This is a genomic window from Clostridioides sp. ZZV14-6387 (genome assembly GCF_020657835.1).
In the GTDB taxonomy this organism is placed as follows: Bacteria; Bacillota; Clostridia; order Peptostreptococcales; family Peptostreptococcaceae; genus Clostridioides; species Clostridioides difficile_A.
In genome coordinates this window covers 223,975-247,892 of sequence record NZ_JAGWCW010000001.1, presented here as the reverse complement: position 1 = coordinate 247,892, position 23,918 = coordinate 223,975, and the positions used below count along the sequence as shown (strand labels likewise).

Genomic DNA, 23,918 nt, shown 5'->3' with positions numbered 1-23,918 from the left:
TCCTCCTATCTTTTAGTATCCAATTTTGTAATTTCTTTAATAATCAATTCATAAAATGTACGCCTGCTGTTTTGTTGCTTGTCTAGTTCTTTAATGATACAACCATCTTTAAAAATCAAAATTCGATTTGCAAAGCTAGCTGCATAGGCATCGTGTGTTACCATTAAAATTGTTGTTTTCAATTCCTCATTTGCTTCTTGTAGTGAGTAGAGTAGCTCAGTGGCTGAGTTAGAATCTAAAGCACCTGTTGGTTCGTCTGCAAATAGAATGCTAGGTTGTTTAACTATTGCTCTAACTGCTGAAGCTCTCTGCCTTTGCCCTCCAGATAATTCATTTGGATATTTGTTTAATTGAGCAGTTATACCAAAGCGTTCGGCTAGACTTCTTACCATGTTTTCTATTTTATCTGGATGTAGTTTTTGAAGTGTAAGGGGTACCGAAATATTCTCGAAAATTGTAAGGCTATCTAGTAAAAAATATTCTTGAAAGATAAAACCTAAATTATCTCTACGAAAATCAGCAGAACTGGTATCATTAAGTGATTTCAAGCTTACATTGTTTATGAAAATATCTCCACTTGTTGGTTTATCAATTGTAGATAATACGTTAAGAAGAGTTGTTTTTCCAGAACCAGAAGCCCCCATTATCCCTATAAATTCTCCTTCTGATACATTGAAAGATACCTTATCTAAACTTGGTTTTTGACCCTTAGTATAAATTTTAGTTATGTTATTTACTTTCAATATGGTATTCATTGTATATATCTCCTTTCATCTTTATACAGTCAAATTATATATTAACTTTATTGTTAATTCATGAGTAAATCACGCAACAATTTTTTGTAAAGCAATAAGGGAATTATTATTAAAGTATTGAAAGGGTAGATTATTATCAAGATATATAATATTGAATACATTTTTACTAGCTTTGAGTTAAAGTGTATGTGATAGAGATACAATATTGAAAAAACAAAAAATAAAATAAAAGCCATAAATACAGGAAAATCCAGTATCTATGGCTTTATAATAACTAATAAAAGTGTGTACTTTATTAATTATCTATTTCAAACTCTAATATCTTACCAGTAATTGCATTGATTGTTATCTCGTATTCAGTATTTCCTTTTCTTATTTCACCTTCATATTCTTTATCATCTTCATCATATTCAAATTTTACTATTTTCCCACCAGGTACTTTATCTAGCATTATTGATTTAGCTTTTTCAGCACCAATAATAGAACTATTGTCATTAGTATTAGAGTTATTGTTGTCATCAAAGTCATCATCATCAGAATCCTTGTCCATATCAATATCTACAATTCTTCCATCAAATGCATTTATCTCTAATTCATATGTTTTTTTATTCTTTACTATTTTAGCTTCATATTCATTATCTTCAGCATCGTATTTGCAATAGATTAAATTACCATTAGGAATAGCATCTAGTGCTATAGATTTAGCTTTATCCAATGATATATTTTTTGTACCTAAATTGTTATCATTTAAGTCATCGTCTTTTTCAATTTCTATTATTTTGCCAGAGTATGCATCAATTTCTATTTCATATACAACATTATCTTTTAGAACTTTGCAGTCATATTTATTATCATCTTCGTCATAATAACAAACTAAAATATTGTTTCCTGGAAGAGCTTGTTTTAATATATTTTTAGCCTGTATTAAAGATATTTTCTTAGTTTTATTTCTTATATCAACATTTTTTAGTTTTAAAATATCTTCAAATGCTTTTTGGTTATATCCTCCTCCTACTTGTGTTATTTTATCTATGTCTTTATTTTTAATAAATTCTTTTTGACTATTTACAAGGCTACCATTAGATATCATTATAGGTGAATTTTCTTTAGCAGCTAGTACTCCTATTGATAATGAATCTACTAGTGCATTTTCTTGATTAATACCATCTTTGGCTACAAATATATTATTTATTTTCTTGTCCTTATAAAATTGTTCGATAATTTTTGCGTTAGTATTGTTTCTATCTGAGCCACTAATTCTTTCTTTGTTTGGATATTTTTTTACTATGTTGTCTGATAAGACCTTATTTCCTCCAACTATATAGGATTTCTTTATAGATTTATTATTTAAGAAATTTATACTGTTGTTATTACTATTTTCATCTGATACTAGTATTATAGGCATATTGTGTACTGCTGCGGGAGAAGCTATACTAACTGCATCAGATAACCCCTTTAATCCATTTACAACAACAATATTTTCTACCTTTTTTATCTTATCTATTTCTTTAAGTACATTTGTAGACATTTCATATATATTATTTCCTGCTATTTTATTTATTTTTATGTTAAGTGATTTTATTTCATTTTCTACTTTATCAGAAATACTATTTCCACTATCTACTATGTACACGTTGTCCACACCAAGTCTCTTAAGTTCAGCTTTAGTCGAACTCTCGATACTATTACTGTTTACTAAAAGAATAGGTGCATTCTTTAGTATAGCAAATGGATTTGCACAAAGAGCACTTTGAATAGAGTCACCATTAACTAGAATAGCTGTTTTTGATTGAACCCATCCCAATTTACTTACCTCTACAGCTGTTTCAAATCTTGTTTTACCTATTAGTCGTTCTTGTTTTGTAGCGTTATTTGCAAAAATTATTGAAGAACTAGAAAAAAACATCACACCCGATACTAATATAGCTAAACTTTTCTTATTCATATTTTTACCTCACAATCTTTAAAATTTTATTATTTAGCATTACTTAGTAAAATATAATCTTAAAATCAAGTTGATACTGAATCTAATATTATAAAATCAACAGATAAGATTATTTAAACATAAAATTTTCCTGTTTATATTTAATATTGTATCATAAATATAAATAGGAAAATGTTTTTTAAAATGGGTATACACTATTCATTTTTATCATCTGACAAATAAGTTTTTCCCAATTGTTTCATATTTTCTAAAACAGGAACAAAACTTATTCCTAAATCTGTTAGAGAATATTCTATTTTATCTATGCTTATTTTTCGTATTGGTTGTAGCTATCTATTAGCCTATGTTGTGGGAATTGGTGTTTTGAGTATATTTATAGCAATGCTTATGGACTGGGGTTTCCGAAGTATATGTTTCTTGTGGCGTTGGAGAAGTGGGAAGTGGAAAGAACATTCAGTAGATTAATGTCAAAAACTATATTTCTATAATATTTCTATCAAAAATAAAAAAATCTATTGACTTGAAGTTAACTCCAAGTAGTAAAGTATAATTATGCAAGAATTATATATATTCAAAAGAGAAGTTAAGAGAGAAATAAAACAAATAAGTTTTAAAGGGGGAAGTAAAGCAATGGAGGCAAAAAAATTAGGTTTTGGATTAATGCGTTTACCAATAAAAGATGAAAATGATGTTACAACTATTGATATGGAATATTTAAATAAAATGGTTGATACTTTCTTGGAGAGAGGATTTACATATTTTGATACAGCCTATGTATATCACATGGGAAAAAGTGAGATAGCACTTAGAGAATCTTTAGTAAAGAGACATAAAAGAGATAGCTTTACTGTAGCTACAAAACTACCATTAATGGTTTTAAAGAAAAAAGAAGAACAAGAGACTATTTTTAATGAGCAGTTAGAAAAGTGTGGTGTAGATTATTTTGATTATTATCTTCTACATAATATAGGTGTGTCACATTATGAAATAGCTAAAAAATTTGATAGTTTTAAGTTTATTGAAGAAAAGAAAAAGGAAGGGAAAATAAAGAATATTGGTTTTTCTTTTCATGATAGTGCAGAATTATTAGATGAAGTCTTGACTGAGCATCCAGAAGTAGATTTTGTGCAATTACAGATTAACTATATAGACTGGGACAATGAAAGCATACAGTCTAGAAAATGCTATGAGATAGCAGAGAAACACAATAAACCTGTGATTGTTATGGAACCAGTAAAAGGTGGTACACTTGCCAAAATACCAGAAAAAGCAGAGAAGTTATTCCATGACTATAATCCAGATATGTCAATACCATCTTGGGCAATCCGTTTTGCAGCAAGTAAAGACAATGTAATGATGGTCTTAAGTGGAATGTCAAATATGGAACAATTATTAGACAATACAGGGTATATGCAAGACTTCAAACCATTCACAAAAGATGAATATGATGTTATAGATGAAGCTGTAGAAATTATTAATGAATCAATTGCAGTTCCATGTACTGCATGTCAATATTGTGTAGAGGGATGTCCAAAGAATATTGCTATTCCAAACTACTTTGCATTGTACAATTCAGAAAAACAAGCTCTTAATACTGGATTTTCGACACAGATGGTTTACTATAATAACTATACTAAGACTTATGGTAAAGCATCAGATTGTATTGGATGTAAACAATGTGAGGAAAGTTGCCCACAACATATTAAAATTATAGATGCCTTAAAGAATGTGGCAGAAATCTTTGAAAAATAATTAATAGATATAAATAAACAGGATAAATAATTTTAAAAAATAATTATATGTAGATAAATAGGGCAAATAGTTTTGATAATTTACCAAATATAGATAAACAGAATAAGCAATTTCGATAGAATATTATTTAAGTTATTTAATGATATTTTAATCTATACAATATCAAGAGAGAGGTATATATGTATGACGATTTCAGAAGTTAGCAAAAAATACGAGCTTTCAGCAGATACTTTACGATACTATGAACGCATTGGTCTGATACCACCTGTAGGTAGAAATAAAAGTGGGATTAGGTCTTTTACAGAAAAAGATTGCGAGTGGGTTAATTTTATAAAATGTATGAGAAGTGCAGGCCTTTCTATTGAGACACTGATTGAATATGTGGCTATGTTTCAACAGGGAAATAGTACTATTCAAGCGAGAAAAGAACTTTTGATAGAACAGAGAAATCAATTAGCTAAAAGAATGGAAGAAATGCAAAAAACTTTGGAACGATTAAATTTTAAGATTGATAGATATGAAGAAGGTCTTGTTGAAAAAGAAAAGACATTAGAAAACAGTATGAATAAATAAGTGGAGGAAGTATATTATGAGTAAAAATGTATTAATAGTGTCTGCAAGCCCTAGAAAAGGTGGAAATTCTGATTTATTGTGTGACCAATTTATGCAGGGGGCATTAGAATCAAAAAATAAAGTAGAGAAGATATTTCTAAAAGATAAAGATGTTAACTATTGTACTGGATGTGGTGCATGTTATGAAAAAGGAGCAAGTTGTCCACAGAAGGATGATATGGGAGAAATTCTTGAAAAAATGATTAAAGCAGATGTGATTGTTTTGGCAACTCCAGTTTATTTTTATACTATGAATGGACAAATGAAAACTATGATTGATAGAACTTGTTCTGGATATACTGAAATTTGTGATAAAGATTTCTATTTTATTGTTGCAGCAGCAGATAAAAATATGGATGATATGGAAAGAACAATAGAAGGATTTAGAGGGTTTACATCATGTTTAAATGGGTCTAAGGAAGAAGGTATAGTATATGGTGTAGGAGTTTGGCATGTAGGAGAGATTAAGGGAAGCGAGTCAATGAAAGAGGCATATGAAATGGGCAAGTTGGTATAGTACGTTTGTATATAATAAAGGACAGATTAATTTTAATCTGTCCTTTATTTACAATATTTATTTAAATACCTAGTGCCACTCGTATATTTTAATAATCACTATAAAAAATTATACAGATTCTTGCATGATGTTATTTTCTTTAGTAATTAATTCTTCTAGACTTTTCCAATCAGTATCTTCCATATTTGCAAAATAATGACCACTTCCTATACAAGTTAAGTAAGACTTTCCATCCAATTCAAATGAAGAACCACCAATACACTTTGAATTACATTTTTTACAAGTTCGAGTTTTAGTGATACTCTCCTTAATAGTTTTAGAGCATTCCTCTACAGAATTTTTATATGAATTTAGATGAAAAAGATTTGCTTTAACTCTCCATTTTTTTTCGTTACATTCAATAGTAAATAAGCTACGTTTTGGTTTTTTAGTTGAATATACTATTTTGTAAGAACGAGCCCCTGTCTTTGGCTCAATTTTGCAATCTAATGATTTGCCAAGTTCATGTAAATCACAAGCAATATTATAATCTTTACCACTTAATACTTTTAACATTTCCTCTGTTGTTTCTGCTGTTAATTCACTTTTACTCATATTAAAAAATCCCCCTAATAAATAATAATTTCATATAAGAATAATTAATATCAGTATATTAAATAAATTTATTGAAATCAATAAAATAACTACAATCTTACATTATTGGGCATAGAATGAGAGCTAATGCTTTATTAGAAAAAAGACTTAATAGTATGAAAATTCACTTAGACATGATACAATTCTATAAAAGATTTAAAAAATAGGAAAGGAGAAAGTTGCTGGGAGATAATCAACATAATAATTTAATCATAGATTATGAACTTATTATGAGAGGGGTAATGTTGTGAAGTAAGATTATTAAAAGGGAAACCTGTAAGTTCTCAGCAATGGTGATGGGTATTGATAATTTTTTGGTTACTATTATATTTGGCTATTATATTTTCAATAGGCTCTATGATAACTAGAGTAAATAAGGTTTGGGTAAAGGTTTTATTATTTATAGTAGTTGGATTGTCAACTATAGTCCTTTCATACATAATAACTTGATGATTTGAGATTAAGAAGCCAGTTTTAATCTATAAATTCTCAAAACAAGAATTCTCAAGTTGGTAAAATTCTAGATATGAGAAAAAAATTGACATTAGGAAAAAGTAATTTTGAAGCATTTTCTTACAAAAATATTTAGATGTTACTAGTTTGAATGACTTCACAAAAATTTATATATAGGTAAAGTTTGGCATGTTAATTGCTTTAATAAAAGTTAACATGAACACAAATAAATATAATCATCTGAGTATTGATTATTTGAAGTTTTAGATTTGAAATTTAATCTAAAGGTTCATATTGATATTGGTGTTTAGGAAATTTTATTTTCCTGTAAATATAACCTAATAATAGGAGGTGAAATTATGTCAAAAGTAGTAATAGCTACAGAGAAAGCTCCAGGAGCAATTGGACCATATTCTCAAGCAATACAAGTTGGAAATATAGTTTCTACATCAGGTCAACTTCCAATAGATATGAAAACTGGTGAGTTAGTATCTGACCCAAAAGAAGCAACAAAAGCTTCTTTAGATAATGTAAAAGCAATATTAGAGCAAGCTGGTACAAGTATGGATAAAATATTTAAGACTACAGTATTCGTAAAAGATTTAAAAGATTTTAATGATATTAATGAAGTGTATGCTACATATTTTAAAGAAAATCCACCAGCAAGATCATGTGTACAAGTTGCTCAATTACCAAAAGATGCAGTTTTAGAAATTGAAGCAATGGCAGTATTATAACAATAACAATGATAACAAAACTAATGAAAATTAAAAACTAATAAAAAAGTCTACAATTAAAATAAAAAAGTTTATATTAAAAAGTCTATATAAAAATCTATCTAAATATTTAACTATTGAGCTTTTCTCATGTAATGTATATTTTGTGCCAAAAATATATCTGTTACAAGAGGAAGGCTTTTTTGTGTTTTATATATATTTTAAAAATTGACTATATGTTAAAATATAGCTAAACTGATAATTTGGTAAATTAAATTATAATGGGGGAGACTATGTTAAGTAAATTAAAAGAATTTCAACAAGAAATGATAAAATACACTGAAACAGTAGCTAGTGTATTAGATGTAGATATTGAAATAGTTGATGATAGATTAATAAGGATTAGTGGCACAGGTCTATATAAATCAAAGATAAATGAAAGCGTTGTTACTGAGGGTTTTATTTATGATAAAGTTATACAGACAGGTCAGGAATTAGTCGTATTGGATATATGTGATAATCAGCTTTGTATAGAATGTTCCCATTACATGAAATGCCTAAATAAAGTAATAATAGCAGTTCCAATAAAATATAATAATCGTACTATAGGGGTAATTGGTGCTATTAGTACAGATAAAACTAAAAAAGTAGAAATAAGTGCAAAAATAGATAATTATTTAAAATTTATCAATCATATATGCGATTTAATTTCCATGAAGATAGAAGAACATGAAGCGTCAAAAAATAGTAGCAGAAAAATGAATATGATGATAGAAATAATTGAAAATGTTGAAAAAGGCGTTATAATACTGGATATAAATAGCAAAATATCCTATATAAACAACATAGCTCTAAAAAAATTAGATATTGAGAAAAATATAATCGAAAATATAGTGAATATAGTATCAGTTGAATCATCCTCAAATGGACATGAATTGCTAGAAATTGATATTGATAACAAAATTTATAATATAAATGCCAAAATAATTCCTGTATATCCATATATAAATCAATATGACAAAATAATAATATTTGACAAGACATATATCAACCATAAAGGACATGGAAAGGTAAATAGTGGATGGGGAAATAGTGATATAGAGTCTATAATTGGAAATTCAGAAGCTATGGTGAAAGTTAAAGAGAGAACTAAGAAATTAGCAAAATCAAATTCGACTGTCCTTATAACTGGTGAAAGTGGTACAGGTAAAGAACTAATTGCTAGAGCTATACATGCAGAAGGTAGCAGATGGAATAAGCCATTTATTGCTATAAACTGTGCTGCTATTCCAGAAAACCTTCTTGAAAGTGAATTGTTTGGATATATAAAGGGAGCATTTAGTGGAGCTAGTAGTGGTGGTAAGGTAGGTAAATTTGAACTTGCAAATGAAGGTGTTATATTTCTTGATGAAATGGGCGATTTGTCCATGCCTTTGCAAGCAAAGCTACTTAGAGTCTTACAAGAAAGAAAATTTGCGAGAATTGGGTCAAATAAGCTTATTGATTTAGATATAAGAGTAATTGCAGCTACAAATAAAAATTTACTGAAACTAGTAAATGAAGGTAAATTTAGGGATGATTTATACTATAGACTAAATGTAATTCCTATAAATTTGCCACCCCTTAGGGAAAGAAAAGATGATATTGAAGCAATAATGATGAAATTTGCTTCTAAATATTCTTTAGAATTAGGTATTCAATTGAATAAAATAGAAGAAAATGTTATGAATATGTTGATTAACTATAATTGGCCGGGAAATATAAGGGAACTGGAAAATGCAGTTGAGTATATGATGAATTTAGTTGGAGATGATGGAATAATATATAAAGATATGCTTCCATTAGATATTTTGAACTATTATAATATTAATGGAAATGTATGTAAGAGTACAGGTATAACGTTTGAAAATGATATAGTTGAAGGGATAGTAGAAAATCAAGAAAGGATACTCTCAATTAAAGAATTAGAGTTGACTTACATAAGTAAGTTGTTGAATAAGTATGGAAGAGATACAAAGACAAAGAAAAAAATAGCAAAAGACTTAGGCATAGGTTTGGCTACATTATATAGAAAATTGGAAGAAGAATAGTAGTAACATAAACAATCAAAATATAAAATTATAGAAGGTTATAACCATATATTTATAGAAAATAAAATACAGTAATATATCTAACAAAATAGTAGACAGATAAAGAATAAGACATAATAAAGGAAAAATTAAAACAAAGAAACGGTTTCTCGAATTGATAATTCTCGTATTGATAAAAATTTCCCAATATGAGAATTTTTTCTTTTATAAATCTTATTTTTCACATTCAAAATTTATAAAAGTTAAAGAAGCTTTATAAAAGTATGTAATTCCAACATAAAAAAAATATTTTTAGAATAAATAATATTGGCATAGTAATTGCTTTACTAGAAGACACAAAGATAAAAACTTAAAATGACACCGAAAAATTTGAAAGGGGAATATAAAATAAATGAGAGAAATAAAATGGAAATTAAATAATCTACCTAAATCTGAGGAAAAAGAAAAAGGGATTGAATTTTTAAAAGATGAAGAAATTGCAAAGGCTAAAGCTTTCCATGAGAGCTTTCCACAATATGAAAAAACTCCTTTAGTTAAATTAGATAACTTAGCAAAATCACTAGGAGTAAGCGGAATATATGTTAAAGATGAATCTTATAGATTTGGATTAAATGCATTTAAAGTTTTAGGTGGTTCTTATTCTATGGGTAGATATTTAGCTCAAAGATTAGATACAGATATATCTGAATTAGGATATGACAAATTAACTTCAAAGGAAATAAAAGAAAAATTAGGAGAAATAACTTTCTTTACGGCTACAGATGGGAATCATGGTAGAGGAGTTGCTTGGACTGCTAATAAATTAGGTCAAAAATCTGTTGTATTAATGCCAAAAGGTTCTTCTGAATTTAGATTAAATAAAATCAAAGGAGAAGGAGCAGATGCTAGTATAACAGATTTAAACTATGATGATGCAGTAAGATTAGCTAATGACTATGCAGAAGCTGATGACCACGGAGTAATGGTTCAAGATACAGCATGGGACGGATATGAAGAAATTCCAGCATGGATAATGCAAGGATATGGAACTATGGCTAAAGAAGCTATAGAGCAATTAAAAGAATATGGAGTAGACAGACCAACACACGTATTTGTGCAAGCAGGAGTTGGTTCACTTGCTGGTGCAGTTCAAGGATATGTTGCTTCAATATACGACGAATGCCCAATAACAGTAGTAGTAGAAGCTGATGAAGCTGATTGCTACTATAAATCAGCAGAAGCAGGAGATGGAAAACCAAGATTTGTTGGAGGAGATATGCCAACTATAATGGCTGGTCTTGCTTGTGGAGAACCAAATACTATAGGGTTTGAAGTGTTAAAAAATTATTCATCAGCATTCGTTTCAGCACCAGACTGGGTTTCTGCTAAAGGTATGAGAATACTAGGAAATCCTCTAAGAGGAGATGAAAAAGTAATTTCTGGAGAATCTGGAGCAGTTACAACTGGAGCATTAGTTTCAATCCTTGAAAGTGAAGATTTAAAAGACTTAAGAGAAGCTTTAAAATTAGATGAGAACTCTAAAGTATTATTAATAAGTACAGAAGGAGACACTGACCCTGATAAATATAAAGATATAGTTTGGAATGGTGAGTGCCAAAGCAAATAAAAGACTTAAAATAAGAACTAAATAAAATCAAAATAAAGTCTAAATAAGAATTTAATAAATGAAATATAAAGAAGCGAAAAATCAATAAATTAAATAAAGTATGAGTAAATTAAAAAAGTAAAATATCAAAGTGAAACATCAACAAATTAAAAATTATATGGGGGAATATCAAAATGTTAAATGAAACAAGAAAAAAACAATTAACTGAAGTATGCCAAGATTTAATAAGAAATGCTAGTTATTCAGGTCAGGAAGAAAATGTAGTAAAAGCAATAGAAGAAAACTTTGCTTTGCTAGGTTTTGATAGCTGGTCAAGAGATAGATATGGAAATATAGTAGGATGCATAAAAGGAAACAAACCAGGTAAAAAAATATTATTTGATGGACATATAGATACAGTTCCAGTTCCAGATGCAAGTAAATGGAGTGTTCCTCCTTTTGAAGCGAGAATAGTAGATGGAAAAATATATGGAAGAGGAACTTCTGATATGAAAGGGCAAGTAAGTGCTATGATGGCAGCTGTTTCATACTTTGCAGAAGATACTAACAAAGATTTTGAAGGTGAATTATATGTAGCAGGAGTTGTTCACGAAGAAATATTTGAAGGAGTTTCAGCTAGAGAAATAAGTAAAGCTGTTGAGCCTGATTATGTTGTAATAGGTGAATCTTCAGAATTAAACTTAAAGATTGGTCAAAGAGGTAGAGGAGAAATAGTAGTAGAAACTTTTGGTAAACCAGCTCACTCTGCTAATCCAGAAAAAGGTGTAAATGCAGTTTATAAAATGGCTAATGTAATCCAAAAGATACAACAATTAGTACCTCCAACTCATCCAGTTTTAGGTGATGGAATACTAGTTTTAACAGATATAAAATCTTCTCCATATCCAGGAGCTTCAGTAGTGCCAGATTACTGTAAAGCAACTTTTGACAGAAGATTATTAGTTGGTGAAACAAGAGAAGGAGTGTTAGCTCCAATACAAGCATTATTAGATGAAATGATGAAAGAAGACCCAGAGTTAAATGCAAAAGTTTCTTATGCAGTTGAAAAAGCTGATTGTTACACAGGAAATACTATAGAAAGTGAAAGATTCTTCCCAGGTTGGTTATATGATGAAGAAGATGAATTTGTTCAAGCAGCATATAAAGGATTAAAAGAAGCTGGAATAGATTCAGAAATAACTCAATACTCATTCTGTACAAATGGAAGCCATTATGCAGGTGAGGCTGGAATAAGAACAATAGGATTTGGTCCTTCTAAAGAAAATCTTGCTCACACAATAGATGAGCATATAGAATTAGACCAATTATTCAAAGGTGCAGAAGGATATTATGGTATATTAAAATCAGTTTATAAAAAATAATTAGGAGATGGTTTTGTGAGAACTTTAATAAAACATGGGCTTATAGTAGATGGAAGTAAAACACCAGCATATGAAGGAGATATTTTAATAGAAAATGAGAAAATATTAAAAATATCACAGGATTTAAATGAAGAAGCTGACAAAGTTATAGATGCAAAAGGTAGAGTTATATGTCCAGGTTTCATAGATACTCATAGCCATTCAGACCTAGTGATTTTAGTTAATCCATATAATGAGGTAAAGATTAGACAGGGAATTACAACAGAAGTGTTGGGCCAAGATGGTATATCTATGGCCCCTCTACCTCAAGAACATATATCTTCTTGGAGAAAAAATTTAGCAGGCCTAGATGGTGAAAGTGATGAAATTGATTGGAAATATGAAACAACAGAGAATTATCTAAAAATGATGGATAACAATGGGGTAGGTTTAAATGAAACTTATCTAGTACCTCATGGAAACGTTAGAATGGAAGCAATGGGGCTTGAAGATAGACCTGCCACTAAAGAAGAAATTCAAAAGATGTGTGAAATCACAGAGAGAGAATTAAAAGCAGGAGCTATAGGATTGTCTACTGGACTTATATATATACCTTGTGCATATTCATTGACAGAAGAAATTATAGAGATGTGTAAGGTTGTAGCAAAATATGATGGAGTATTTGTAGTTCACCAAAGAAGTGAAGCAGATACAATTTTAACATCAATGGAAGAAATCATAGAAATTGGAAAACAATCAGGAGTAAAAGTTCATTTTTCACACTTTAAGGTTTGTGGTAAATCAAATTGGAAGTATATACCTCAAGTTATAGAGCTTTTAGAAAAAGCTGAAAAAGAAGGAATAAGAGTATCTTTTGACCAGTATCCATATGCAGCAGGAAGTACAATGCTTGGAGTAGTTTTACCTCCTTGGGCACATTCTGGAGGAACTGATAAGTTAATAGAAAGACTAAGTGATGAAAACGAAAGAGCAAAAATGAAAAAAGATATAGCAAATGGAATAGAAGGTTGGGATAACTTTATAGAGTTTGCAGGGATAGACCAAATATTTGTAACAAGTGTAAAGACAGAAAAAAATAAAGATACAATTGGTAAGAGCTTGTTAGAAATTGGAGAAATGAGAGGAAAAGACCCATTAGATGCAACGTTTGATTTATTAAAAGAAGAAGAAAATGCAGTTGGAATGGTAGATTTCTATGGATTGGAAGAACATATAATAGGATTTATGAAAAGAGACGAGCAAAATGTATGTACAGATGGTCTTTTAGCAGGTAAACCACATCCAAGAGCATATGGTTCTTTCCCTAAAATACTAGGAAGATATGTTAGAGAGTTGAATGTACTAACAATTGAAGAAGCTGTCTATAAAATGACTAAAAAAGCAGCTACAAGCTTTAGTATAAAAGATAGAGGCGAATTAAAAGAAGGATATTTTGCAGATATAGTTATATTTGACAAGGATACAGTTAGTGGATGTGATGATTTTATCAATTCTATGCAGTACCCTACAGGTATAGATTATGTAATTATAAATGGAAATTGTGTTGTTGAAGAAGGAAAATACAATAAAATTAAAGCAGGAAAAGTACTTAAAAATTAAATCTTAGCTTTAAGGAGGAATAAATTTATGATTTTAGTGGGGAATGGGAGGCTAATAAGCCAAGATTCTTTAAATCCCTATATGGAAGATGGATGTGTAGTAATAAACGATAATCTAATTGAAGATATAGGTACTACAGAGGAAATGAAAGCTAAATATCCAGTACATGAATTTATAGATGCAGGCAAGAAGATAATCATGCCTGGTCTAATAAATTCACATATGCATATATACAGCTCATTTGCTAGAGGAATGGCAGTTCCAGGAAAACCTTCTGAGAATTTTTTAGAGATACTGAACAATTTATGGTGGAGACTTGATAAGCAACTTACACTAGAAGATACTAAGTACAGTGCATATGCAACGTATATAGAATGTATAAAAAATGGTGTGACAACAGTTTATGACCATCATGCAAGTCCAAATGCAATCGAAGGAAGTTTGTTTACAATATCAGATGTTGCAAAGGATTTAGGAATAAGAACATGCCTTTGCTATGAGGTATCTGATAGAGATGGTGGAGATACAATCCAACAAGGAATCAATGAAAACGTAAACTTTATAAAATACGCTCAAAAAGATGATACAGATATGATAAAAGGGATGTTTGGTCTTCATGCTGCATTTACACTATCTGATGATACATTAAATAAGTGTGCTTCAGAAATGGATGGTCTTGATACAGGGTATCATGTACATGTTGCTGAGGGTATAGATGATTTACAATACAATATAGACAAATATGGAAAGAGAGTTTTAGAAAGATTTAATGATTTTGGAGTACTAAAGGAAAAGACTATAGCAGTTCATTGCATATATATAAGTACAGATGAAATTAGTCTTCTAAATAAAACGAATACATTTGTAGTTCATAATCCAGAATCTAATATGGGAAATGCAGTTGGATGCTCTCCAGCAATAGAGTTATTAAAAAGAGATGTTACAGTAGGTCTAGGAACTGATGGATATACTAGCGATATGTTTGAATCACTAAAAGTTGCCAATATAATTCACAAACATCACTTAAAAGACCCAAGAGTTGGATTTGGAGAGTCACAAACAATGTTATTCGATAACAATAGAAAAATAGCTAAAGCTTATTATAAAAATGACCTAGGAGTACTTAAAAAAGGTGCTTATGCAGATGTAATAGTAGTTGATTATATACCACATACTCCATTGACAGAAAATACAATAGGGGGACACACTATCTTTGGTATGAGTGGAAGAAGTGTAGATACAACTATTATAAATGGAAAAGTACTTATGAAAGATAGAAAGTTAGTAAACATAGACGAAGAAAGTATTTTAGCTAAAAGTAGAGAATTAAGCCAAAATCTGTGGAATAGAATTTAAACATTGTAAAATATAACTTGGACAAAAATAGGAATTTAAATGAAATATATAGATAAAAAATATATGGAATAGAATATTAAATTAAATATAGAAGGGAGACCCAAAATGTCTCAAGATAAAAGCCCTAAAATAGCTCCAGTAGATGAAAGGTTACCCATATCTAAATCTTGGGTATTTTCACTACAGCACGTTTTGGCAATGTGTGCAGGAGCAGTAGCGGTTCCTATGATGATAGGAAGTGCTGCACGACTAGATCATGCTAGTATTGTTTTTTTAATAAATGCTTGCTTATTTATGGCAGGGATAGGAACACTCATACAAAGTGTTGGTATAGGAAATATTGTAGGTGCTAAAATACCAGTAATAGAAGGAACTAGTTTTGCCGCTGTGGCAGGTATGACAGCAATAGCCTCATCATATAGTGATTCTCAGGTTGCAGTACAGACAGTATTTGGCTCTGTAATCGTAGCTGGATTGTTTTGTATATTACTTGCTCCAGTGTTTGAAAAATTAATAAGATTTTTCCCTAGTGTAGTTACTGGAACAGTTGTTATGGTAATAGGTATTTCACTATTTCCAGTTGGGATAAAGTGGATAACTGACAACAAATTGGAAGCGGTTGAACCAAACTCATTAGCATTGGCTTTGGCAGTATTGGCAATAACTTTACTTTCATTTAAATTCTTAAAAGGAATTTGGAATAGTACAGCTATATTGGTAGGTATAGTACTTGGTACACTACTTTCCATGGCAGTTGGAATGGCAGATTTTAGTGCAGTAAATGGAGTTGGTTGGCTTAATTTAAATGTACCTTTAAAATTTGGAATGCCTAGATTTGAACCATCTGCAATACTATCATTGTGCTTAATTATGTTAGTACTTATGACAGAATCAGTTGGTAATATGATAGCTATCCATGAGATGGTAGATAAAGAAGTAACAGGTAAAAATATCAAAAGAGGTCTATTTGGAGATGGAATATCTACAGCTTTATCTGGAATATTCAACTCATTCCCAATAACTCCATTTGGTCAAAATACAGGGATAGTAGGTCTTACAGGTATAAAATCAAGATTTATAGCAGTTTATGCAGGGGTTATATTGCTAGTACTTGGTTTCTTACCAAAATTTGCAGCAATAATAGGAGCAATACCTAAGCCTGTTCTTGGAGGAGTAGGGTTTGCAATGTTTGGAATGGTAATGGTTGGGGGAGTAAAAACTCTAAGTAAAGTAAAGTTTGATGGAACTAAAAATGGAGTTATAGTAGCAGTTAGTGTTGGTTTATCTATGATACCACTAACAAATCCTGATTTTTATCATAATTTTCCAACTTGGGTACAAACAATATTCCATAGTGGAATAACAACAGGTAGTTTATCAGCAGTACTTTTAAATATATTCTTCAATGAATTAGGTTCTAAAAAAGAGAAGAATAATAAAGTTGAAGAAGCAAAATAGAAATAATATAAAAAGAAGATAAATAACAAATACAAATAAAAGAATATAAGCTAAATATTAAAAATATTTAATTAAGGGAGAGATAATAATATGGCTAATTTAAAAGTTAATTTATATGGAATGGAATTCTTAAATCCAATTATGACAGCAGCAGGTCCTGGAGCAAAAGATGGTGCTCTCTGTCAAGAAGCAGCAAAAGGTGGAGCAGGAGCTATATGTACAAAAACTATATCTGTATTACCAGCAGATGTACCAAGACCATGTATGGCAAAAACTAATAGTGGTTTCTTAAATACAGAATTATGGTCAGAGCTTCCAAAAGAACAATGGATAGAAGAAGAATACAAAAAAGTAAAAGAAACAGGGCTTCCAGTAATAGTAAGTATGGGATATTCAGCAGAGCAAATAGCTGAGGTTGCTCCTTTAGTAAAACCTTATGCTGATGCAGTTGAATTATCTACTCATTATGTAGGTACAGATGTTGCTCCAATAGTAAATGCTTTAAAAGCAGCAAAAGCTGTTTTAGATGTACCAGTGTTTATGAAAATGAGTCCTCATACTGATATTCAAACTATTGCAAAAGCTGTTGAAGAAGCAGGAGCAGATGGACTTGTAATGATAAACTCATTTGGACCATGTATGGCTATAGATGTAAATACAGGATACCCTATAATGGGAAGTAAAGCTGGATATGGATGGTTATCAGGTGCACCAATAAGACCTTTAGCAATAAGATGTATATATGAAGCTTCTCAAGTTGTAAATATACCAATAATAGGTGTTGGTGGAATCACTTGTGGAAAAGATGTAGCTGAAATGATGATGGCTGGAGCAAGTGCTGTTCAAGTATGTACAGAAGCAATTCTTAAAGGGCCTTCTATCTATGGAAAAATTGCTAAAGAATTAAATGAATTTTTAGATGAAAACGGATATTCTGATGTTAATGAAATAAAAGGATTAACTCATAAGAAAATGGCAGCTAGAGGATTTAGAACTCATTCAGTAGCTCCAGTTGTAGATGATAACAAGTGTATCAAATGTAAGCAATGTGTAACAAGCTGTGTATATGAAGCATTAGAAGTTACAGATAAATTAAATATAGATGCAGACAAATGTTTTGGATGTGGATTATGTGTAACTAGATGTCCAAAAGGAGCTTTAAGCATCTGCTACAATCAAGTAGAAGCTGTAAATGAATAATATTGTATAGAATTTTAATAATTAACTTAGAGTAATATGTACTGAAATGATAAATATATATGATTAGTAGACGAGCTATAGTAATAATCTAATATAAAGCAATATACAAAACTATTCTAGCACAGTTTAGGTGGTATAAGAGTTCTAGTAAAATTACTTTAAGTTAATTGCTTGAGATAAAATAAATTGATACGTTATAAGTAAGGTGGAGTCTATATGGGAATTGTTTTAAAAGGTGGCAAAGTAGTAACAAGTGAAAAAACTTACTGTGCAGATGTAAGAATAGAAGATGAAAAAATAGTCGATATAGGTTTTGATATATCAAAAGAAAATGATGAAATAGTCGATGTTAGTGATTCTTATGTTATACCAGGAGGTATAGATACACACACTCACTTTGACTTAGATACAGGGGTTACTAAAACAGCAGATAACTTTGAGACAGGAACAAAAGCTGCTATAGTTGGAGGAACTACTACTATATTGGATTTTGCTACACAAGCTAAGGGATGTTCTTTAAGAGAAGGATTAGAAGAATGGCATGAAAAAGCCAAAGATAAATCTTACTCAGATTATGGTTTTCACATGGCTATAACAGACTGGAATGACTCAGTTTGTAATGAAATGGAAGATATGGTAAAAGAGGGTGTATCTTCATTTAAATTGTATATGGCATATAAAGGAAGTCTCCAAGTTGATGATGGTGTCATATTTGAAGCCTTGAGAAAAGCAGAAGAGATAGGTGGAATTATTGGATTCCATTGTGAAAATGGGGATATAATATGTGAACTTGTGGATAAAGCGAGGGCAGAAAATAATTTGTCTCCAAAATATCATCAATTAACTAGACCAGCTATACTCGAGGCAGAAGCTACATCAAGGCTTATGAAGATAGCTGAAGTTGCAAATTCTAAGGTGTATGTAGTTCATCTAAGTTGCAAAGAATCCTTGGATGAAGTTTTAAAAGCTAAGCAAAGAGGTGTGGATGTAATAGTTGAAACTTGTCCTCAGTACCTTCTATTAAATGATAAATTGTATGATTTAGATGGATTTGAAAGTGCTAAATACATTATGTCACCACCTTTAAGAGATAAAGAAAATAATGAAATATTATGGAATGCTATTTCAGATAGTCAAATAGATACTATAGGAACAGACCATTGTTCTTTTAATTATAGGGGACAAAAGGAGCTTGGAATAAACGATTTCAGCAAGATACCAAATGGTTCTCCAGGTGTAGAACATAGGATGAGTCTTTTATACACATATGGAGTATGTAAAAATAAAATATCTATTAACAAAATGGTAGAAGTAACATCAACTAATGCAGCAAAATTATTTGGAATGTATCCTAGTAAAGGAACTATAGAAATAGGTAGTGATGCAGATATATTAGTCTTAAATCCAAACAAGAAAACTAAAATAGAAGCAAAGAAACAATTGCAAAATGTAGATTATACACCTTATGAAGGGTATGAAGTGGATTGTCAAATAGAACATGTTTATTTAAGAGGAAAAGAAGTAGTTAAAGAGGGAGAGTTAATCTGTAATACTCCAAGTGGGAAATATATAAAGAGGCGTCTAACAAAGGGGGCTAGAGAATGGTAGAATTTATATTAAATGGAAAGAAAGTTGTTGCAAAAGAAGGAAAAAAACTTTTGGACTTCCTTAGAGAAGATATGAATATAACTTCAGTTAAAAATGGATGCTCAGAAGGTGCTTGTGGAACATGTATGGTTATAATAGATGGCAAAGCAACTAAAGCATGTGTATTTAAAACTGATAAATTAGCTGGGAAAAACATAACGACTATAGAGGGATTATCAGAAAGAGAAAGAGATGTTTTTGCATATTCTTTTGCTAGCCAAGGAGCTGTACAATGTGGATTTTGTATTCCAGGTATGGTAATTAGTTCAAAAGCACTCATAGACGTTAACGATAATCCTACTGAAGAGGATATAAAGAAAGCTTTAAAAGGTAATATATGTAGATGTACAGGATATGTAAAAATAATTAAAGCTGTCGATTTAGCAGCAAAGATTTTTAGAGAAGATATAGATGTACCAAAAGTAAACTGTAAAGGTCTAGTAGGTGAAAATCTTCCTAGAGTTGATGCAGTAGGTAAAGCACTTGGATATTCTGAATATGTAGATGATATGAGAATTGAGGGTATGATTTATGGTTCAGCAGTTAGAGCAAAATATCCTAGAGCTTTAGTCAAAAAAATAGATATAGAAGAAGCAAAAGCCTATCCAGGAGTTGTTGCAGTGTTAACAGCTAAAGATATTCCAGGAACTATAAAAGTAGGTCACTTAAAGAAGGATTGGGACACTTTAATACCAGAAGGTGAAATAACTAGATATTTAGGTGATGGAATAGTCTTAGTAGCAGCAGAAACTAGAGAAGCATTAGAAGAAGCAAAAAAGCTAGTTAAAATAGATTATGAAGAATTAACACCATTAAGTACTACAGCAGATGCTCTTAGAGAGGATGCTCCAAAGATACATGAGACAGGTAATATACTTGTTAAGGAACATTTAGTAAGAGGAAACGCTGAAGAAAAGATAGAAAATTCAAAATATGTTGTAACTAAAAGATATACTACACCTGCTACAGAACATGCATTTTTAGAGCCTGAGTGTGCAGTAGCTGGTCCTTATGAAGAAGATGGAGTAATAATCTATTCAACAGACCAAGGAGTATTTGCTACTCAGCATGAATGTGCAGACATGTTAGGGTTACCACATGAAAAAGTAAGAGTGATAAATAAAATGGTAGGTGGAGGATTTGGTGGAAAAGAAGATATGAGCGTTCAACACCATGCAGCCTTACTTGCTTATCATACGAAAAGATTTGTAAAGGTACAGTTAACAAGAAAAGAAAGTATTATTGTTCATCCAAAACGACATGCCACAGAAATGGAATTTACGACAGCATGTGATGAAAATGGATATTTAACAGGGATGAAAGCAACTATAATATCTGATACAGGTGCATATGCATCTCTTGGAGGACCAGTACTACAAAGATTGTGTACTCATGCAGCAGGACCATATAATTATCAAGATATTGATATAACAGGAACAGCAGTATATACTAATAATCCTCCTGGTGGAGCATTTAGAGGTTTTGGAGTTACACAGAGTTGTTTTGCAACAGAATGTAACCTAAATTTACTTGCTGAAATGGCAGGCATATCACCTTGGGAAATAAGATATAAGAATGCAATAAGACCTGGGCAAGTTTTACCAAATGGTCAATTTGCAGATGAAGGAACAGCAATGGCAGAAACGCTAGAAGCTGTGAAAGAAGAGTATGAGAAGCACCCACGTGCAGGTATAGCTTGTGCAATGAAAAATAGTGGAGTTGGCGTTGGTATACCTGATGTTGGAAGATGCAGATTAGTAATAAAAGATGGAAGAGTTCATATAAGAACAAGTGCTTCTTGTATAGGTCAAGGTCTTGGTACTGTTATGACTCAAGTAGTTTGTGAAGCTACTGGTTTACCACCTGAAAGTATAGTGCATGAAGTTCCAGATACTCATCTTACACCAGATTCTGGTAATACTACAGCTTCAAGACAGACAGTATTTACAGGAGAAGCTACTAAAGTTGCATCAAATAAATTAAAAGAAGTTTTAGAATCTGGTAAAACTTTACATGAGCTAGAGGGAGAAGAGTTTTACGGAGAATATTCAAGTGTTACAGATAAAATGGGTTGTGATAAGGAAAATCCAGTAAGCCATGTCGCTTATGGGTATGCGACACAAGTTGTAATGCTAGATGAAAATGGAAAATTGGAAAAAGTAGTGGCAGCGCATGACGTTGGAAGAGCTATAAATCCAATCAGTTTAGAAGGACAAATAGAAGGTGGAGTAGTTATGGGTCTTGGATACGCTCTAACTGAGGATTACCCAGTAGTTAACTCTGTACCTACAGCTAAATTTGGTACATTAGGTTTATTTAAGTCTACAGATATACCAGAAATACAAGCTGTGATAGTTGAAAAGAACAAAGATTTACTGGCTTATGGAGCAAAAGGTGTAGGAGAAATTTGTACAGTTCCTACTGCACCAGCAGTACAAAATGCCTATTATGTATTTGATAAAGAGTTTAGAACTGAACTACCATTACAAAATACTCCATATAGCAAAAAAAAGTAACAAAAAAAAGAAATATTAAATAAAAAAATAGATGAAATTGTAAATAAAAAAAACCCTTTTGCATAAGGTATATTTTAAATGATAGAATATACATATACAGGAGGGTTTTTCTTTTATAAAATAAGTTTAATAAAATTGAGAGGTGAGCAGAATGAATTTTAATAATAGTCTAGAATTAACTCAGTCTCAGAAGCTAATAATGACTACACAACTCAAGCAATCATTATCAATATTAAATATGAGTAAGTTAGAATTAGAAGAAGAGATTAAAAGAGAGGCAGAGAATAACCCATTAGTTGAAGTTGAAAAAAGTGGGGAAATAAATTGGGAAGAATATATAAAGGATATGGACAAGTCAAGACGTTTAGACAGAACAGAGATAAGCTATAATCCTGATAATGAAGTTAATCTAGAAAATTTAGTTAAATATTCGTCAAATTTATATGAGGATTTGAAATTTCAGATAAGCTTATATAAACTGACAGATAAAGAATTGGAAGTCTGTGAGTATATAATTGACAGTTTAGATGAGGATGGATATTTAAGAACTGAGGAAAAAGTAATTGTTGATACTTTAAAGATAGATGAGGAACTTTTTGAAAAATGTTTGATTAGTGTTCAGCAGTTGGAACCTAGTGGAGTAGGAGCAAGAAGTCTTTCAGAATGTCTTATGATTCAAATGGCAAGTTTAGGAATATATAATGAAATTTTAGAGGAAATCGTTACAAAAGACTTAAATTTGATTGCAAATAATAAATACAAAGAGATAAGTAAAAAATACAATATGTCACTACAAAAGTGTGTTGAACTAATAAATATAATTAAAACATTAGACCCAAAACCAGGAAGAACTTGCTCAGTAGAAAAAAGTGTGTACATTCAACCCGATGTAACTGTAGAAAAAATTGATGATGAATTTATTGTATATTTAAATGAAAAAGATTCTTATCAGATAAGAATCAATAATTATTATAAAGACATATTAAAAAATTCACAGTCTGATGAAAGTGCAAAGGAATTTATAAAAGAAAGACTAAATTCAGCAACAGGACTTATGAAAAATATAGAAAGTAGGAAAACTACTGTACTTAAGATTGCAGAAGAAATAGTAAAAGCTCAAGATGAATTTTTGAGAAAAGGGACAAAATATATAAAACCTTTAAAAATGAAAGACATAGCAGAAAAATTGGAATTCCATGAATCTACTATAAGTAGAGGTGTAAATGGTAAATATATGCTGACACCTTTTGGTGTGTATGAATTTAGATATTTTTTTAGTAGTGCCATTGAAACTGAGAATAATGAAATGGCATCTAGTACAAGCATAAAAAAAATTATAAAGGAAACAATAAAAGACGAAAATAAAAAGAAACCTTTAAGTGATGACCATATATCTAAGCTACTAAAAGAAAAAGGAATCAATGTTGCAAGAAGAACAGTTGCCAAATATCGTGAAGAATTAGGAATTTTATCTTCAAGTAAGAGAAAAGAATACTAATAAGTAAAATACAAATATCAGTAGAACAAGGGGAAAAGGCTAATTAAAAGGGGAATGAAAATTAGGCTAAAAATGTTATGAAATAAAATACTAAAAAAATAGAAAACATAATTTAAATAAAAGTTTGGAAAGAATGATTAAATATTAGAACAAGAAGATTACTGGTATAAATAAAATATTATTAAATTTAATAATTACAAAAGG

At 30.4% G+C, this 23,918-nt stretch carries 19 protein-coding genes; 15 read left to right on the top strand and 4 right to left on the bottom strand.

Features of this window, described 5'->3' with window-relative positions:
* Positions 1-5 precede the first annotated feature (5 nt).
* The 3 genes from KGF38_RS01100 to KGF38_RS20545 form a co-directional block, all read right to left on the bottom strand.
* Positions 6-755 carry an ABC transporter ATP-binding protein gene (locus tag KGF38_RS01100; RefSeq protein WP_167641010.1) on the bottom strand — a complete coding sequence of 250 codons (750 nt, stop codon included), beginning with the start codon at positions 753-755 and terminating at the stop codon, positions 6-8.
* Between the two features lie 295 nt (positions 756-1,050).
* Positions 1,051-2,700, bottom strand: a complete 1,650-nt coding sequence (locus KGF38_RS01095) for a cell wall-binding repeat-containing protein (protein WP_054270766.1) — start codon at positions 2,698-2,700, stop codon at positions 1,051-1,053.
* A 194-nt stretch (positions 2,701-2,894) separates the two neighbouring features.
* Positions 2,895-2,996, bottom strand: a complete 102-nt coding sequence (locus tag KGF38_RS20545; protein WP_227832106.1) for a winged helix-turn-helix transcriptional regulator — start codon at positions 2,994-2,996, stop codon at positions 2,895-2,897.
* A gap of 7 nt (positions 2,997-3,003) precedes the next feature.
* On the opposite strand from KGF38_RS20545, the gene KGF38_RS01085 reads away from it, so the two are divergent.
* The 4 genes from KGF38_RS01085 to KGF38_RS01070 all read left to right on the top strand — a co-directional run bounded on the left by KGF38_RS01085 (position 3,004) and on the right by KGF38_RS01070 (position 5,581).
* Positions 3,004-3,165: a hypothetical protein gene (locus KGF38_RS01085; protein WP_153885239.1), complete on the top strand. Its 162-nt coding sequence runs from the start codon at positions 3,004-3,006 to the stop codon at positions 3,163-3,165.
* 165 nt (positions 3,166-3,330) lie between these two features.
* The gene (locus KGF38_RS01080; RefSeq protein WP_054270793.1) at positions 3,331-4,452 is read left to right on the top strand and encodes an aldo/keto reductase; all 1,122 of its coding nucleotides are present in this window, start codon (positions 3,331-3,333) and stop codon (positions 4,450-4,452) included.
* Positions 4,453-4,635: 183 nt separating this feature from the next.
* A complete protein-coding gene (locus KGF38_RS01075; RefSeq protein ID WP_054270765.1) occupies positions 4,636-5,025 on the top strand; it encodes a MerR family transcriptional regulator in 390 nt (129 codons plus the stop codon).
* Positions 5,026-5,041: 16 nt separating this feature from the next.
* A complete protein-coding gene (locus KGF38_RS01070) occupies positions 5,042-5,581 on the top strand; it encodes a flavodoxin family protein (RefSeq protein WP_227832093.1) in 540 nt (179 codons plus the stop codon).
* Positions 5,582-5,689: 108 nt separating this feature from the next.
* On the opposite strand, the gene KGF38_RS01065 is transcribed toward KGF38_RS01070, so the two are convergent.
* Positions 5,690-6,175: a hypothetical protein gene (locus tag KGF38_RS01065; protein WP_227832092.1), complete on the bottom strand. Its 486-nt coding sequence runs from the start codon at positions 6,173-6,175 to the stop codon at positions 5,690-5,692.
* Between the two features lie 851 nt (positions 6,176-7,026).
* Here KGF38_RS01065 and KGF38_RS01060 point away from each other — a divergent pair.
* From KGF38_RS01060 to rpoN, 11 genes are all read left to right on the top strand, one after another.
* Entirely contained in the window at positions 7,027-7,404 is a 378-nt protein-coding gene (locus tag KGF38_RS01060) for a RidA family protein (RefSeq protein ID WP_003421988.1), read from the top strand.
* 272 nt (positions 7,405-7,676) lie between these two features.
* The gene (locus KGF38_RS01055; RefSeq protein ID WP_054270761.1) at positions 7,677-9,473 is read left to right on the top strand and encodes a sigma 54-interacting transcriptional regulator; all 1,797 of its coding nucleotides are present in this window, start codon (positions 7,677-7,679) and stop codon (positions 9,471-9,473) included.
* Between the two features lie 391 nt (positions 9,474-9,864).
* Positions 9,865-11,079: a diaminopropionate ammonia-lyase gene (dpaL, locus tag KGF38_RS01050; RefSeq protein WP_227832091.1), complete on the top strand. Its 1,215-nt coding sequence runs from the start codon at positions 9,865-9,867 to the stop codon at positions 11,077-11,079.
* Positions 11,080-11,252: 173 nt separating this feature from the next.
* Positions 11,253-12,440: a YgeY family selenium metabolism-linked hydrolase gene (locus KGF38_RS01045; RefSeq protein ID WP_227832090.1), complete on the top strand. Its 1,188-nt coding sequence runs from the start codon at positions 11,253-11,255 to the stop codon at positions 12,438-12,440.
* Positions 12,441-12,455: 15 nt separating this feature from the next.
* The gene (locus KGF38_RS01040; RefSeq protein WP_054277602.1) at positions 12,456-14,039 is read left to right on the top strand and encodes an N-acyl-D-amino-acid deacylase family protein; all 1,584 of its coding nucleotides are present in this window, start codon (positions 12,456-12,458) and stop codon (positions 14,037-14,039) included.
* Positions 14,040-14,066: 27 nt separating this feature from the next.
* The gene (gene ssnA, locus KGF38_RS01035; RefSeq protein WP_054271657.1) at positions 14,067-15,395 is read left to right on the top strand and encodes a putative aminohydrolase SsnA; all 1,329 of its coding nucleotides are present in this window, start codon (positions 14,067-14,069) and stop codon (positions 15,393-15,395) included.
* Between the two features lie 105 nt (positions 15,396-15,500).
* Positions 15,501-16,853: a nucleobase:cation symporter-2 family protein gene (locus KGF38_RS01030; protein WP_054271656.1), complete on the top strand. Its 1,353-nt coding sequence runs from the start codon at positions 15,501-15,503 to the stop codon at positions 16,851-16,853.
* A 90-nt stretch (positions 16,854-16,943) separates the two neighbouring features.
* A complete protein-coding gene (locus KGF38_RS01025; protein ID WP_021385954.1) occupies positions 16,944-18,053 on the top strand; it encodes a 4Fe-4S binding protein in 1,110 nt (369 codons plus the stop codon).
* A 216-nt stretch (positions 18,054-18,269) separates the two neighbouring features.
* A complete protein-coding gene (gene hydA, locus KGF38_RS01020) occupies positions 18,270-19,661 on the top strand; it encodes a dihydropyrimidinase (RefSeq protein ID WP_219672784.1) in 1,392 nt (463 codons plus the stop codon).
* Positions 19,655-22,216 carry a selenium-dependent xanthine dehydrogenase gene (gene xdh, locus KGF38_RS01015; RefSeq protein ID WP_054271654.1) on the top strand — a complete coding sequence of 854 codons (2,562 nt, stop codon included), beginning with the start codon at positions 19,655-19,657 and terminating at the stop codon, positions 22,214-22,216. Before hydA ends, xdh begins: the two co-directional genes overlap by 7 nt.
* 151 nt (positions 22,217-22,367) lie before the next feature.
* Positions 22,368-23,714 (top strand): RNA polymerase factor sigma-54, encoded by a 1,347-nt coding sequence (rpoN, locus tag KGF38_RS01010; protein WP_054277599.1) that lies wholly within the window; start codon positions 22,368-22,370, stop codon positions 23,712-23,714.
* The last annotated feature ends 204 nt before the right edge of the window (positions 23,715-23,918 follow it).